The sequence below is a fragment of the Anoxybacillus sp. FSL W8-0382 genome, from assembly GCF_038003845.1.
In the GTDB taxonomy this organism is placed as follows: Bacteria; Bacillota; Bacilli; order Bacillales; family Anoxybacillaceae; genus Anoxybacillus; species Anoxybacillus flavithermus_G.
In genome coordinates this window covers 2629121-2641540 of the sequence record NZ_JBBOPX010000001.1, presented here as the reverse complement: position 1 = coordinate 2641540, position 12420 = coordinate 2629121, and the positions used below count along the sequence as shown (strand labels likewise).

Below are 12420 nucleotides of genomic sequence, written 5' to 3'. Positions count from 1 at the left end.
AAAATTAAAAGTGAGGCTTTCGTATGCGACCACATGAGCGCCATCCGTTTCGAGCGATCGGTTTGATGACGGCCATCTCTTCCCAGCTTGTCGGTTCCGTTTTAGTTGGGATTTTTGGCGGGCGTTTTGTCGACGAACGTTTTGGCACCGAACCGCTTTTTTTAATTGTCGGTTTGCTTCTCGGTTTGGCGGCTGGTATTTACGCGATGATTCGCCTCATTCGCTCATTTTTTTCAGGGGAGGAAAAATGAACGAGTTACAGCAACATTGGCGACGTCACAAATCATACATACTATATTTGCTGGCGGTTTATGTGCTTGGGTGGGCATTCACTCCCTATTCGCAAGCGTTTTCAAGTTTGTTTCTCGGAACGGTCATCAGCTTATATAACGGCTGGACGATGGTGCGAAAGGTCGAGCGTTTTGGACAAGCGGTTGCGTCTGGACAAAAAGCACGCTCGCTCGGCATGATGTCGCGCATGGCTGCGGCTGCGCTCGCTGTTTTTATTGCTTTTCGCTGGCCAGAGCAGTTTTCTATTGGGTGGATCGTATTGGGATTAATGACATCTTATATTGTCATTATAATAGATTTCTTTTTCCAAAAAACAAAAGGGGAAGAGAGGTGAGTACAGATGCATCACGAAGCTCCTTTATACACGTTGTTTGGCTTAACATTTAACTTAGCCAACGTATTAATGATTACGGTTACATCCGTCATTGTGTTTGTCATTGCCGTATTAGCAACACGCAACTTAGCGATGAAGCCAACGGGAATGCAAAACTTCCTTGAGTGGGTCATGGATTTTGTCAAAGGAATTATTAAAAGCAACATGGATTGGAAAACGGGCGGACGCTTTCATATGCTTGGCATGACGCTCATTATGTACATTTTTGTAGCGAACATGCTCGGTCTTCCGTTTTCGGTCGTCATTGACAATAAGCTATGGTGGAAATCACCAACCGCTGATCCGGTTGTGACGTTAACGTTGGCAACGATGGTTGTGGCGTTATCGCACTATTACGGCATTAAGCTTAACGGCTTTAAAGAATATGCGAAAGGGTTCGTTAGCCCGATGCCAATTTTGTTCCCGCTAAAAATCATTGAAGAGTTTGCGAACACATTAACGCTTGGTCTTCGTTTATACGGAAACATTTTCGCGGGTGAAATTTTGTTGGCGCTCTTAGCGGGAAGTTTAGCGACAGGAGTCGGCGGAACGATTGCGGCGATTATTCCAACGCTCGCATGGCAAGGCTTCAGTATTTTCGTCGGCGCCATCCAAGCGTTTATTTTCACAATGTTAACAATGGTTTATATGGCACACAAAGTGAGTCATGACCATTAATTTTCATACACATTCATTTCAACATAAAAAAATTGAAGGAGGACTTTTCAAATGGGTGTATTAGCAGCTGCAATTGCAATTGGTTTAGCGGCACTTGGTGCTGGTATTGGTAACGGTTTAATCGTATCTCGTACAGTGGAAGGAATTGCACGTCAACCAGAGGCGCGCGGTATGTTACAAACAACAATGTTCATCGGGGTAGCGTTAGTTGAGGCGATTCCGATCATCGCGGTTGTTATCGCGTTCATGGTTCAAGGTCGCTAGAACTGAGCGCTCGTTCGAGACGAGCTATAACTGCATACGGAAACGAAACTCGTTCAACAATGGCGAAGATCATTCCATGAGAACCTTCGCCATTCCTTTATGTTCGTACGCACACGTTCCGATCATTCGGGCGATTTTTGAAGGGAGTGAAACGCGCGGTGGTAAACATGTTTGTATTAGGTGCTGGGTTCAACGGCGGTGATATCGCATTCCAATTACTCATGTTCCTCTTGCTCATGTTCTTGCTACGTAAATATGCATTTGTGCCGTTAATGGGCGTCATGAAACAACGTGAAGAGCATATTGCGAACGAAATCGAGCAAGCGGAAAAACATCATCAAGAAGCGAAAAAGCTTGCAGAAGAGCAACGTGAATTAATGAAAAAATCGCGCCAAGAAGCGCAAGCGCTTATCGAAGAAGCACGCAAGCTTGGTGAAGAGCAAAAAGAACAAATCATTCAAGCAGCGCGTGCTGAAGCAGAGCGCTTAAAAGAAGCAGCGAAAAAAGAAATCGCACAAGAAAAAGAGCAAGCGATGGCGGCATTGCGTCAACAAGTTGCTTCCTTATCCGTACTTATTGCATCGAAAGTAATTGAAAAAGAATTGAGCGAACAAGATCAAGCGAAGCTGATTAGCGAGTACATTCAAGAGGTAGGAGAAAGCCGATGAACAAACAAGTCGTAGCGAAACGATATGCGTCGGCACTTTTTGAAATTGCGAAAGAACAGCAGCTTCTTGATCAGCTCGAACAAGAACTTCGCGTCGTCAAACAAGTGTTTGCACAACATGAAGCGCTTCTTTCTGTGCTCAATCATCCAAAAATTGCGCTAGCAAAAAAGAAAGCGCTCATTGAAGAAGCGTTTGCGAACATTTCGACGGTATTAAAACATACATTAATGTTGCTTTTAGATCGCCATCGCATCGACATCGTCAGCGATTTGGCAGATGCGTTTATTGCACTAGCAAATGAAGCGCGCGGTGTAGCTGAGGCGATCGGCTATTCCGCTCGTCCGTTAACAGAAGATGAAACGAATGCGCTAGCAGAAGTGTTTGCGAAAAAAGTCGGCGTCGACACGCTTCGCATCACAAACATCATCGATAAAGATGTGATCGGTGGCGTAAAAGTGCGCATTGGCAACCGTATTTTCGACGGAAGCGTCAGCGGAAAATTAGCAAGATTACAGCGACAGTTAACTCGCTAACATTTATAGATAGGGGTGAAATGCATGAGCATCAAAGCGGAAGAAATTAGCGCGCTGATAAAAAAGCAAATCGAAAACTATCAGTCTGAAATCGAAGTGAGCGATGTCGGCACAGTCATTCAAGTCGGTGACGGAATCGCTCGTGCTCATGGCCTCGACAACGTCATGTCAGGAGAGCTTGTTGAGTTTGCCAACGGCGTCATGGGATTGGCGCTAAACTTAGAAGAAAACAACGTCGGTATCGTTATTTTAGGACCGTACACAGGCATTAAAGAAGGCGACGAAGTACGCCGTACAGGTCGAATTATGGAAGTGCCAGTCGGTGAAGCGTTAATCGGTCGTGTCGTAAACCCATTAGGACAACCAGTTGACGGGCTTGGTCCAATCGAAACGACAGCAACTCGCCCGATTGAAAGCCCAGCGCCTGGCGTCATGGATCGTAAATCTGTTCATGAGCCATTACAAACGGGAATTAAAGCGATTGACGCGCTTGTGCCAATCGGTCGCGGTCAGCGTGAGTTAATTATCGGAGACCGTCAAACAGGTAAAACGTCCGTTGCGGTAGATACAATCATCAACCAAAAAGGGAAAAACATGATTTGTATTTATGTGGCGATCGGACAAAAAGAATCAACCGTTCGTAACGTCGTTGAAACGTTGCGTAAATACGGGGCATTAGATTACACAATCGTCGTTACAGCGTCTGCGTCACAACCAGCTCCGCTTTTATTCTTAGCGCCATATGCGGGCGTAACGATGGGCGAATACTTCATGTACAAAGGACAACACGTTCTCGTTGTATATGATGATTTATCAAAACAAGCAGCAGCTTATCGTGAGCTTTCGTTATTATTACGCCGTCCGCCAGGTCGTGAAGCGTATCCGGGTGACGTATTCTACTTGCATTCTCGCTTGCTTGAGCGCGCAGCAAAATTAAGCGATGCAAAAGGTGCAGGTTCGTTAACAGCGTTGCCTTTCGTTGAGACGCAAGCGGGCGACATTTCAGCATACATTCCAACGAACGTCATTTCTATTACAGACGGACAAATTTTCTTGCAGTCTGATTTGTTCTTCTCTGGTGTGCGTCCAGCGATTAACGCCGGTCTTTCCGTATCGCGCGTCGGTGGGGCAGCACAAATTAAAGCGATGAAAAAAGTATCAGGTACGTTGCGTCTGGACTTAGCGGCATATCGTGAGTTAGAGGCGTTCGCACAATTCGGTTCCGACCTTGATAAAGCGACACAAGCAAAACTTGCTCGCGGTGCGCGCACAGTTGAAGTGTTAAAACAAGGTTTACATGAGCCGCTGCCAGTGGAAAAGCAAGTAGCGATCATTTACGCGTTAACGCGCGGCTTCTTAGATGACATTCCATTAGAAGACATTCGCCGCTTTGAGAAAGAGTTCCATGCATGGTTAGATAAGGACGAAAACGGTCAAAAGCTAATGGAGCATATTCGCACAACAGGCGATCTTCCAAACGAAGAAGACTTCAATAAAGCAATTGAAGCGTTCAAAAAGACGTTTGTTGTATCCGAGTAACAAAAGTAGAGTGGAGAGCGGAACAGCATGGCTGTTCCGTCCCTTTCAACAATTGAGCGAAAAAGGTGGTGAAACCTTTGGGAGCATCGTTACGCGATATTAAAGCGCGCATTAATACGACAAAAAAGACGAGCCAAATTACGAAAGCGATGGAAATGGTCTCGGCCTCAAAGTTAAACCGTGCTGAACATAATGCGAGATCGTTCACGCCGTACATGGAAAAAATTCAAGAAGTCGTCGTGAGCGTTGCACTTGGCAGCAATGACGCTTCTCATCCGATGCTTGTAAAGCGCCCGGTAAAAAAGACGGGATATTTAGTCATTACATCTGACCGCGGTTTAGCTGGCGCCTACAACAGCAACGTGCTTCGTGCCGTTTTTCAAACGATTCAAGAGCGTCACCGTTCAACAGAGGAATATGCGATCATCGCAATCGGCCGCGTCGGTTTAAATTTCTTTAAACGCCGCAACATCCCGGTAGCTTTACATATTACCGCTTTGCCAGACCAACCGGTGTTTGCGGATATTAAAGAAATTGCGAACAAAACAGTAAACATGTTTGCAGATGGCACGTTTGATGAGTTGTATATGTTTTACAACCATTTCGTCAGTGCCATCCAACAAGATGTCACAGAGAAAAAGCTATTGCCATTAACGGATTTAGCTTCCGATAAAAAGTTAACGACATACGAATTTGAGCCGTCACAAGAAGAAATTTTAGAAGTGTTGTTGCCACAATATGCAGAAAGCTTAATTTACGGTGCATTGCTCGATGCAAAGGCGAGCGAGCATGCAGCGCGGATGACAGCGATGAAAAACGCAACAGACAACGCAAAAGAATTGATTCGGACGCTTACACTTTCTTACAACCGTGCCCGTCAAGCAGCGATTACGCAAGAAATTACAGAGATTGTGGCCGGAGCGAACGCATTGCAATAACGTTGATTAGCAGTTAGGAGGGAAAACGATGGCAAAAGGACGCGTTATTCAAGTTATGGGTCCTGTTGTAGACGTCAAGTTCGAAGACGGACACTTACCTGCGATTTACAACGCCCTAAAAATTAAACATAAAGCGCGTAACGAAAAAGAAGTCGATATCGACTTAACGTTAGAAGTAGCCCTTCACCTTGGGGACGATACAGTACGCACAATTGCGATGTCAACGACAGACGGATTAGTGCGTGGCATGGAAGTTATCGATACAGGAGCACCAATTTCTGTTCCTGTCGGTGAAGTGACGCTCGGACGTGTATTTAACGTACTAGGGGAGCCGATTGACTTAGGAGAAGAAATCCCAGCAGACGCTCGCCGCGATGCAATCCACCGTCCGGCACCAAAATTCGAACAGCTTTCAACACAAGTTGAAATTTTAGAAACAGGGATTAAAGTCGTTGACTTGCTTGCACCTTATATTAAAGGTGGAAAAATCGGTTTGTTCGGTGGTGCAGGGGTAGGAAAAACGGTTTTAATTCAAGAGTTAATTAACAACATCGCGCAAGAGCACGGTGGTATTTCCGTATTCGCCGGCGTTGGTGAGCGCACGCGCGAAGGAAACGACTTGTACCATGAAATGAAAGACTCTGGCGTTATTAACAAAACAGCGATGGTATTCGGTCAAATGAACGAGCCGCCTGGAGCACGTATGCGCGTCGCATTAACAGGATTGACGATGGCGGAATATTTCCGTGATGAGCAAGGACAAGACGTATTGTTCTTCATCGATAACATTTTCCGCTTCACGCAAGCAGGTTCAGAAGTTTCCGCCCTATTAGGACGCATGCCTTCAGCGGTAGGTTACCAACCAACGCTTGCGACAGAAATGGGTCAATTACAAGAACGTATTACATCAACAGCAGTTGGTTCGGTTACATCGATCCAAGCGATTTACGTACCAGCGGACGACTACACAGACCCAGCGCCAGCGACAACGTTCGCACACTTAGATGCAACGACAAACTTAGAGCGTAAATTATCTGAGATGGGTATTTACCCAGCGGTAGACCCGCTTGCATCAACATCTCGTGCGCTTTCTCCTGAGATTGTTGGAGAAGAGCATTACCAAGTTGCTCGTAAAGTACAACAAACGTTGCAACGCTATAAAGAATTGCAAGACATTATTGCGATTCTCGGTATGGATGAGCTTTCAGAAGAAGATAAACTTGTCGTTCATCGCGCTCGTCGCATTCAGTTCTTCTTGTCGCAAAACTTTCACGTTGCTGAACAGTTTACAGGACAACCAGGTTCATACGTTCCTGTAAAAGAGACAGTTCGTGGCTTTAAAGAAATTTTGGAAGGAAAATATGACCATCTTCCAGAAGATGCGTTCCGCTTAGTCGGCCGTATTGAAGAAGTAATTGAAAAAGCGAGAAAAATGGGCGTAGAAGTTTAATAAGGGACCGAGGAGGATTTTCCATGAAGACGATTAAAGTCAGTGTCGTAACTCCGGACGGCCCAGTATATGAAGCGGATGTGGAAATGGTGAGCGCTAAAGCGCAAAGCGGCGAACTCGGCGTGTTGCCAGGGCACATTCCGATGGTCGCACCGCTAGAGATTGGCGCAGTTCGTTTGAAAAAAGGAAACGCAACTGAGCTTGTCGCGGTGAGCGGTGGCTTTTTAGAAGTTCGCCCTGATCGCGTCACGATTTTGGCGCAAGCAGCGGAACGAGCAGAAGATATTGATGTGGCGCGTGCAAAAGCGGCGAAAGAGCGGGCTGAACGCCGTCTGCAAGCAAAACAAGAAGATATTGATCATAAGCGGGCTGAGCTAGCTTTACGTCGCGCGCTCAACCGTTTAAATGTCGCGAATCGCAACTTTTAACCCTAAGAGCATCGTCTCTTAGGGTTTTTTGTTATTAGAAAGAGGGGGGTGTTTTTCTTGTTTTTGGAACAAGTTTTATCGACACATATGTGAAGAAGTGATATAATGTTATCGGTTACAGTCTTAATAGTGTGACGTTTTCGAAAAATGTGTATAAAGTCACAAAGGGGTGGGGCATCGTTGAACGTTTATGTAAACAGTTATGTAGTCGTCTTTGTGTTTCTTTGTTTAGGTATTTTACTTCCGATCGTTGCGCTCACAGCAGGACGTTTTCTTCGTCCACATGCGCCAAATGCAGCGAAGCAAACGACATACGAAAGCGGATTGGATCCATTCCACGATTCGCGCGTGCAATTTAACGTGAGATATTACATCTTTGCGTTGCTGTTCGTCATTTTTGATGTAGAAACTGTATTCTTATATCCGTGGGCGGTGGCATTTGAAAAGCTCGGTGCATTTGCCATCATCGAAATGCTTATTTTCGTCGTCATGTTGTTGATTGGGCTTGTGTATGCTTGGAAGAAGAAGGTGTTAAAATGGATGTAAAATTGTTGAACGTATCAGATCAGGAAATGGAAGAAATGCGCCGCAATGTGTTTTTAACGACATTAGAACAGTTAAAAGCATGGGCGCGCAGCAACTCGTTATGGCCACTCACGTTTGGTCTTGCCTGTTGTGCGATTGAAATGATGGGAGTCGGTTCTTCACATTACGATTTAGATCGCTTTGGATCTTTTTTCCGTACGTCACCTCGTCAATCTGATGTCATGATCGTTTCAGGTACAGTCACGAAAAAAATGGCGCCAATTGTTCGCCGCTTGTACGATCAAATGCCTGAACCGAAATGGGTCATTGCGATGGGATCATGCGCAACTGCAGGTGGTCCGTACGTGAAGTCGTATTGCGTCGTCAAAGGTGTCGATCAAATCGTCCCTGTTGATGTATATATTCCGGGCTGTCCGCCAAACCCAGCTGCCCTTATTTATGGCATTAATAAGTTAAAAGAGAAGATTCGCTATGAAGCAAAAACAGGAAAGAGGGTGCTGTAAATGAGCGATGAAAAAGATTTACAGCAACTAAAAAGAGAAGCGGCCGAACGGGCGAAACAATTAGCAAAAGAGAGATTGGCAGCAAAACAAGCAGCCGAACAAACTGAGCCGACGCTCGAACAGGAAGATGATGTTGCGCTTGCGAAGAAAAAAGCAGCAGCAGCGAAAGCGAAAGCCGCAGCATTGGCGAAACAAAAAGCAGCAGAGACAGGGGACTTAAGCGAAGAAGAATTAGCGAAGAAAAAAGCGGCAGCAGCAGCGAAAGCGAAAGCTGCAGCAGCAGCAAAAGCAAAAAATGCAGATGTCGCTGAACAAAAAGAGGAAACACCGTCGCCAAATCAGCCATATCTCGACAAATACGTCAAAGTGATTGAACAACATCTCGGAAAAGACGTGTTAGAAAACGCTTACATCAATCGTTTGTCGAAAGACGTACCGACACTCGTTGTGAAAAAAGATACATATTTTAAAGTGGCTGAGTTTTTAAAATATAATGAGCAGCTAAGTTTTGATTATTTATCGGAGTTGCACGGAACGGATTTTCAAACACATATGGAAGTGTACGTGCACTTGTATTCTTATAAAAATCGCCAGTCCGTTGCGTTGAAAGTAAAAATAGATCGCGACAATCCGGTCATTGACTCGCTTGTTCCGCTTTGGCCAGGGGCAAATTGGCCAGAGTGCGAAGCGTACGATTTACTTGGCATTCGTTTTGAAGGCCATCCAAACCTCATTCGCATTTTCTTAGGGGAAAATTGGGTCGGCTATCCGCTCCGGAAAGATTACGAACCGTACGATATGGAGGGTTAGAGCGTGCTGAGAACAGAGGAGATGCTTTTAAACGTCGGACCGCAACATCCGAGCACGCATGGCGTGTTTCGCCTCGTGCTGAAAATTGATGGGGAAATAATTAAAGAAGCGACTCCCGTCATCGGTTATCTTCATCGCGGGACAGAAAAAATTGCGGAAAATTTGCAGTATACACAAATCATTCCGTACACAGATCGCATGGACTATTTATCGGCGATGACGAACAATTACGTTATTTGTCACGCAGTAGAAACGATGATGGGTATTGAAGTGCCAGAGCGCGCAGAATATTTACGTGTTTTAGCGATGGAGCTTGGCCGCATTGCGAGCCATCTCGTTTGGTGGGGTACGTATTTGCTTGATATTGGTGCAGTCAGCCCGTTTTTATATGCGTTTCGTGAGCGGGAAATGATTATTAATTTATTAAACGAACTATCAGGCGCGCGCCTAACGTTTAACTACATGCGTGTCGGCGGCGTGAAATGGGATGCGCCAGATGGATGGATCGACAAAGTGAAACAGTTCGTTCCATATATGCGCAAGCAACTAGAAGGCTATCATGAGCTCGTTACAGGAAATGAAATTTTCCGCAATCGCGTCATCGGAGTCGGAAAGTATACGAAAGAAGAAGCGTTAGCATATTCATTAAGTGGGGTCAATTTGCGTTGTACAGGTGTAAAATGGGATTTACGAAAAGATGAGCCGTATTCTATTTACGACCGATTTGATTTTGACGTGCCTGTTCGTACGGAAGGTGATTGCTTCGCCCGTTATGAATGCCGTCTTGCTGAAATTGAGCAATCGCTCCGCATTATTGAACAGGCGTGTGAACAGTTTCCGGATGGCGGTGAAATTATGGCGAAAGTGCCGAAAATTATTAAAGCGCCACCGGGCGAGGCGTATGTGCGCATCGAGTCGCCGCGCGGAGAAATTGGGTGCTACATTGCGAGCGACGGGAAAAAAGAGCCGTACCGCTTAAAATTCCGTCGACCGTCATTTTACAATTTACAAATCCTTCCGAAACTATTAAAAGGGGAAAATATCGCAAATTTAATTGCGATACTTGGCGCGATTGATATCGTGCTTGGGGAGGTCGATGGATGATGATGGAACAACTTTTGCAGTCGACGCCAAGCTGGACGAATGTCGCCATTTTCTTTGCGATTGGCGTTGGACTATTGCTCGTTGTATTAGGATTTGTCACGTATGGCATTTTAGCGGAACGAAAAGTGATGGGATTTATGCAAGGCCGTATCGGTCCGAACCAAGTTGGAGGACGCTGGGGGTTGCTGCAAACGGTGGCTGACGTGTTAAAGCTATTGTTAAAAGAAGATACGATTCCAAAAGCAGCCGATCGCCCGTTGTTTATTTTAGCACCGGTCATCGCGTTTGCCCCTGCGTTTATGGTGCTTGCCGCACTGCCGTTTACCGATGCGTTGCAATTTGCTGACATTGGCGTAGGGCTATTGTATTACATCGCTGTTTCCGGATTAACGACAATCGGGGTCGTGACAGGTGCGTGGGCATCGAACAACAAATATGCGCTACTTGGAGGCATGCGCGCAGCTGCGCAAATGATTTCATACGAAGTGCCTCTCGTCATGTCTGTCATCGGTGTCATTTTGTTGGCGGGAAGTTTAAACTTAAACGACATTGTCGAGGCGCAAAAAGATGTTTGGTTTATTATCGCGCAGCCGATCGGATTTCTCGTTTTCCTCATCGCCGCTGTGGCAGAGTTAAACCGGACGCCATTTGACTTGCCGGAAGCAGAATCGGAGCTTGTTGCAGGATTCCATGTTGAATATTCTGGCTTCCGTTGGGCGTTTTTCATGCTTGCAGAGTACGTATACTTTTTTGCGATGGCAGCTTTAACAACTGTTCTTTTCTTAGGGGGATGGCATCCGCTTCCGTTTCTCGATTTTATTCCAGGAGCGGTTTGGTTTGCGTTAAAGTTTAGTTTAGTCGTCTTTTTATTCATTTGGTTCCGCATTACGTTTCCGCGTGTGCGTGCCGATCAATTGATGGAGTTTGGCTGGAAAGTGTTATTGCCAGTTGCGCTCGTCAACATTTTTGTGACAGCTCTTGTGAAACAACTATTTTTTTAAATAAAAAGGTGGGTGGGCAGAAATGCTCGGTTTAATGAAAGGATTAGCGTATACGCTGAAAAACTTAACAAAAGAAAAAGTGACGTACGATTATCCGAACGAACCGCTTCCGCTTCCGGATCGCTTTCGCGGCATTCAAAAGTTTTATCCGGAAAAATGTATCGTTTGCAACCAGTGCGCAAACATTTGCCCGACCGACTGTATTCAATTGACGGGCAAAAAGCATCCGGACCCGACGAAAAAAGGAAAAATTATTGATACGTACGACATTAACTTTGAAATTTGCATTTTATGCGATTTATGTACCGAAGTGTGTCCAACAGAGGCGATTGTCATGACGAACAACTTTGAATTAGCGGAATATAGCCGCGATGAGTTATTTAAAGATTTAACGTGGCTTGATGAAAACGATACGAACGTGCGGAAGGTGAATAAGCCATGAGTGGACAATATATTGCGTTTTTCGTTCTTGCGCTCATTGCGCTTGGCGGCGGCATTTTTATGTTAAATTTAAACAAAGTCGTCCATATGGTCGTCGCCCTTGTATTTACGTTCGTCAGTCTCGCCGGCATTTACGTACTTTTATCAGCTGAATTTGTCGCAGCTGTTCAAGTGCTTATTTACTCTGGCGCCATTACAATCATTATGTTATTTGGCATTATGTTGACGCGCCACCAAGATGACGGACAATCGACAGGAAGCCCGCTTCGTAAAGCGCTCGCGTTGCTCGGTACGGTAGCATTCGGTGCGGTTATGTACATCGGCATTCGCACGCTTGATTTCGGTACGGAAGCGGTTGGACTTCATGACAAAAATACGGAACAAATCGGAATTGCGATGTATTCGAAATATGTCATTCCGTTTGAACTGACATCTGTATTATTGCTCGTTGCTCTCGTTGGCGCGGTCATTTTAGCGAAAAAAGATGATAAGGAGGCGGGAGAATGAGCGTACCGTTATCCGCCTATCTCGTATTTGCGCTTCTGTTATTTTGCATCGGGTTGTATGGGGCGCTAACAAAACGCAATACAGTAATCGTGCTCATTTGCATTGAACTTATGTTAAATGCTGTAAACGTCAATTTAGTCGCATTTAGCAAGTACGGCGTAAACCCAGGCATTACAGGGCAAGTGTTTTCGCTCTTTACGATTACTGTTGCAGCGGCAGAAGCAGCGGTTGGATTAGCCATTTTAATTGCGCTATACCGCAATCGCAAAACGATTCATATTGATGAAGTCGATTCGATGAAACGATAAAGGATGGGAAACAAAGGGGTTATATATAAATGCACCTG

At 45.3% G+C, this 12420-nt stretch carries 18 protein-coding genes; all 18 read left to right on the top strand.

Going from position 1 to position 12420, the window contains the following annotated elements:
* Positions 1–23: 23 nt before the first annotated feature.
* The 18 genes from NSS60_RS13970 (at position 24) to nuoK (ending at position 12382) form a co-directional block, all read left to right on the top strand.
* Positions 24–251, top strand: a complete 228-nt coding sequence (locus NSS60_RS13970; protein WP_004893022.1) for an AtpZ/AtpI family protein — start codon at positions 24–26, stop codon at positions 249–251.
* Positions 248–625, top strand: a complete 378-nt coding sequence (locus NSS60_RS13965) for an ATP synthase subunit I (RefSeq protein WP_004893016.1) — start codon at positions 248–250, stop codon at positions 623–625. The genes NSS60_RS13970 and NSS60_RS13965 overlap by 4 nt, the downstream gene beginning before the upstream one ends.
* A 6-nt stretch (positions 626–631) precedes the next feature.
* On the top strand, positions 632–1342 hold the full coding sequence (atpB, locus tag NSS60_RS13960) for a F0F1 ATP synthase subunit A (protein ID WP_004893014.1): 711 nt from the start codon (positions 632–634) through the stop codon (positions 1340–1342).
* 51 nt (positions 1343–1393) lie between these two features.
* Positions 1394–1606: a F0F1 ATP synthase subunit C gene (atpE, locus tag NSS60_RS13955; protein ID WP_003253662.1), complete on the top strand. Its 213-nt coding sequence runs from the start codon at positions 1394–1396 to the stop codon at positions 1604–1606.
* A gap of 167 nt (positions 1607–1773) precedes the next feature.
* Positions 1774–2274, top strand: coding sequence for a F0F1 ATP synthase subunit B (gene atpF, locus NSS60_RS13950; protein ID WP_035019291.1), 501 nt, complete (start codon positions 1774–1776; stop codon positions 2272–2274).
* On the top strand, positions 2271–2807 hold the full coding sequence (locus NSS60_RS13945) for a F0F1 ATP synthase subunit delta (RefSeq protein WP_340720916.1): 537 nt from the start codon (positions 2271–2273) through the stop codon (positions 2805–2807). The genes atpF and NSS60_RS13945 overlap by 4 nt, the downstream gene beginning before the upstream one ends.
* Before the next feature lie 24 nt (positions 2808–2831).
* Positions 2832–4346 carry a F0F1 ATP synthase subunit alpha gene (atpA, locus tag NSS60_RS13940; RefSeq protein WP_004893009.1) on the top strand — a complete coding sequence of 505 codons (1515 nt, stop codon included), beginning with the start codon at positions 2832–2834 and terminating at the stop codon, positions 4344–4346.
* A 77-nt stretch (positions 4347–4423) separates the two neighbouring features.
* Positions 4424–5284, top strand: coding sequence for a F0F1 ATP synthase subunit gamma (locus NSS60_RS13935; RefSeq protein ID WP_004893008.1), 861 nt, complete (start codon positions 4424–4426; stop codon positions 5282–5284).
* 28 nt (positions 5285–5312) lie between these two features.
* Positions 5313–6734: a F0F1 ATP synthase subunit beta gene (gene atpD, locus NSS60_RS13930; RefSeq protein ID WP_004893005.1), complete on the top strand. Its 1422-nt coding sequence runs from the start codon at positions 5313–5315 to the stop codon at positions 6732–6734.
* 23 nt (positions 6735–6757) lie between these two features.
* A complete protein-coding gene (locus tag NSS60_RS13925) occupies positions 6758–7162 on the top strand; it encodes a F0F1 ATP synthase subunit epsilon (RefSeq protein WP_003396996.1) in 405 nt (134 codons plus the stop codon).
* A 147-nt stretch (positions 7163–7309) separates the two neighbouring features.
* Entirely contained in the window at positions 7310–7708 is a 399-nt protein-coding gene (locus NSS60_RS13920) for an NADH-quinone oxidoreductase subunit A (protein ID WP_035019004.1), read from the top strand.
* Positions 7699–8211 (top strand): NuoB/complex I 20 kDa subunit family protein, encoded by a 513-nt coding sequence (locus NSS60_RS13915; RefSeq protein ID WP_003396994.1) that lies wholly within the window; start codon positions 7699–7701, stop codon positions 8209–8211. Before NSS60_RS13920 ends, NSS60_RS13915 begins: the two co-directional genes overlap by 10 nt.
* Complete coding sequence (locus NSS60_RS13910; protein WP_004892996.1) at positions 8212–9021, top strand: NADH-quinone oxidoreductase subunit C; 810 nt, start codon at positions 8212–8214, stop codon at positions 9019–9021.
* Between the two features lie 3 nt (positions 9022–9024).
* Positions 9025–10125 (top strand): NADH-quinone oxidoreductase subunit D, encoded by a 1101-nt coding sequence (locus tag NSS60_RS13905; protein WP_004892993.1) that lies wholly within the window; start codon positions 9025–9027, stop codon positions 10123–10125.
* A complete protein-coding gene (gene nuoH / locus NSS60_RS13900) occupies positions 10125–11126 on the top strand; it encodes an NADH-quinone oxidoreductase subunit NuoH (RefSeq protein ID WP_004892991.1) in 1002 nt (333 codons plus the stop codon). The genes NSS60_RS13905 and nuoH overlap by 1 nt, the downstream gene beginning before the upstream one ends.
* A gap of 22 nt (positions 11127–11148) precedes the next feature.
* The gene (nuoI, locus tag NSS60_RS13895; protein ID WP_003396988.1) at positions 11149–11568 is read left to right on the top strand and encodes an NADH-quinone oxidoreductase subunit NuoI; all 420 of its coding nucleotides are present in this window, start codon (positions 11149–11151) and stop codon (positions 11566–11568) included.
* Complete coding sequence (locus NSS60_RS13890; protein WP_004892987.1) at positions 11565–12074, top strand: NADH-quinone oxidoreductase subunit J; 510 nt, start codon at positions 11565–11567, stop codon at positions 12072–12074. The genes nuoI and NSS60_RS13890 overlap by 4 nt, the downstream gene beginning before the upstream one ends.
* On the top strand, positions 12071–12382 hold the full coding sequence (gene nuoK, locus NSS60_RS13885; RefSeq protein WP_004892986.1) for an NADH-quinone oxidoreductase subunit NuoK: 312 nt from the start codon (positions 12071–12073) through the stop codon (positions 12380–12382). Before NSS60_RS13890 ends, nuoK begins: the two co-directional genes overlap by 4 nt.
* Positions 12383–12420: the final 38 nt, after the last annotated feature.

What these genes read in the sequence shown, in the direction of transcription:
- NSS60_RS13965 (WP_004893016.1), top strand. Translation starts at nt 248, where the DNA reads ATGAACGAGTTACAGCAACATTGGCGACGTCACAAATCATACATACTA.
- nuoK (WP_004892986.1), top strand. Translation starts at nt 12,071, where the DNA reads ATGAGCGTACCGTTATCCGCCTATCTCGTATTTGCGCTTCTGTTATTT.
- NSS60_RS13920 (WP_035019004.1), top strand. Translation starts at nt 7,310, where the DNA reads ATGTGTATAAAGTCACAAAGGGGTGGGGCATCGTTGAACGTTTATGTA.
- atpE (WP_003253662.1), top strand. Translation starts at nt 1,394, where the DNA reads ATGGGTGTATTAGCAGCTGCAATTGCAATTGGTTTAGCGGCACTTGGT.
- atpA (WP_004893009.1), top strand. Translation starts at nt 2,832, where the DNA reads ATGAGCATCAAAGCGGAAGAAATTAGCGCGCTGATAAAAAAGCAAATC.
- NSS60_RS13890 (WP_004892987.1), top strand. Translation starts at nt 11,565, where the DNA reads ATGAGTGGACAATATATTGCGTTTTTCGTTCTTGCGCTCATTGCGCTT.
- NSS60_RS13925 (WP_003396996.1), top strand. Translation starts at nt 6,758, where the DNA reads ATGAAGACGATTAAAGTCAGTGTCGTAACTCCGGACGGCCCAGTATAT.
- nuoH (WP_004892991.1), top strand. Translation starts at nt 10,125, where the DNA reads ATGATGGAACAACTTTTGCAGTCGACGCCAAGCTGGACGAATGTCGCC.
- NSS60_RS13915 (WP_003396994.1), top strand. Translation starts at nt 7,699, where the DNA reads ATGGATGTAAAATTGTTGAACGTATCAGATCAGGAAATGGAAGAAATG.
- nuoI (WP_003396988.1), top strand. Translation starts at nt 11,149, where the DNA reads ATGCTCGGTTTAATGAAAGGATTAGCGTATACGCTGAAAAACTTAACA.
- atpB (WP_004893014.1), top strand. Translation starts at nt 632, where the DNA reads ATGCATCACGAAGCTCCTTTATACACGTTGTTTGGCTTAACATTTAAC.
- NSS60_RS13910 (WP_004892996.1), top strand. Translation starts at nt 8,212, where the DNA reads ATGAGCGATGAAAAAGATTTACAGCAACTAAAAAGAGAAGCGGCCGAA.
- NSS60_RS13945 (WP_340720916.1), top strand. Translation starts at nt 2,271, where the DNA reads ATGAACAAACAAGTCGTAGCGAAACGATATGCGTCGGCACTTTTTGAA.
- atpF (WP_035019291.1), top strand. Translation starts at nt 1,774, where the DNA reads ATGTTTGTATTAGGTGCTGGGTTCAACGGCGGTGATATCGCATTCCAA.
- atpD (WP_004893005.1), top strand. Translation starts at nt 5,313, where the DNA reads ATGGCAAAAGGACGCGTTATTCAAGTTATGGGTCCTGTTGTAGACGTC.
- NSS60_RS13970 (WP_004893022.1), top strand. Translation starts at nt 24, where the DNA reads ATGCGACCACATGAGCGCCATCCGTTTCGAGCGATCGGTTTGATGACG.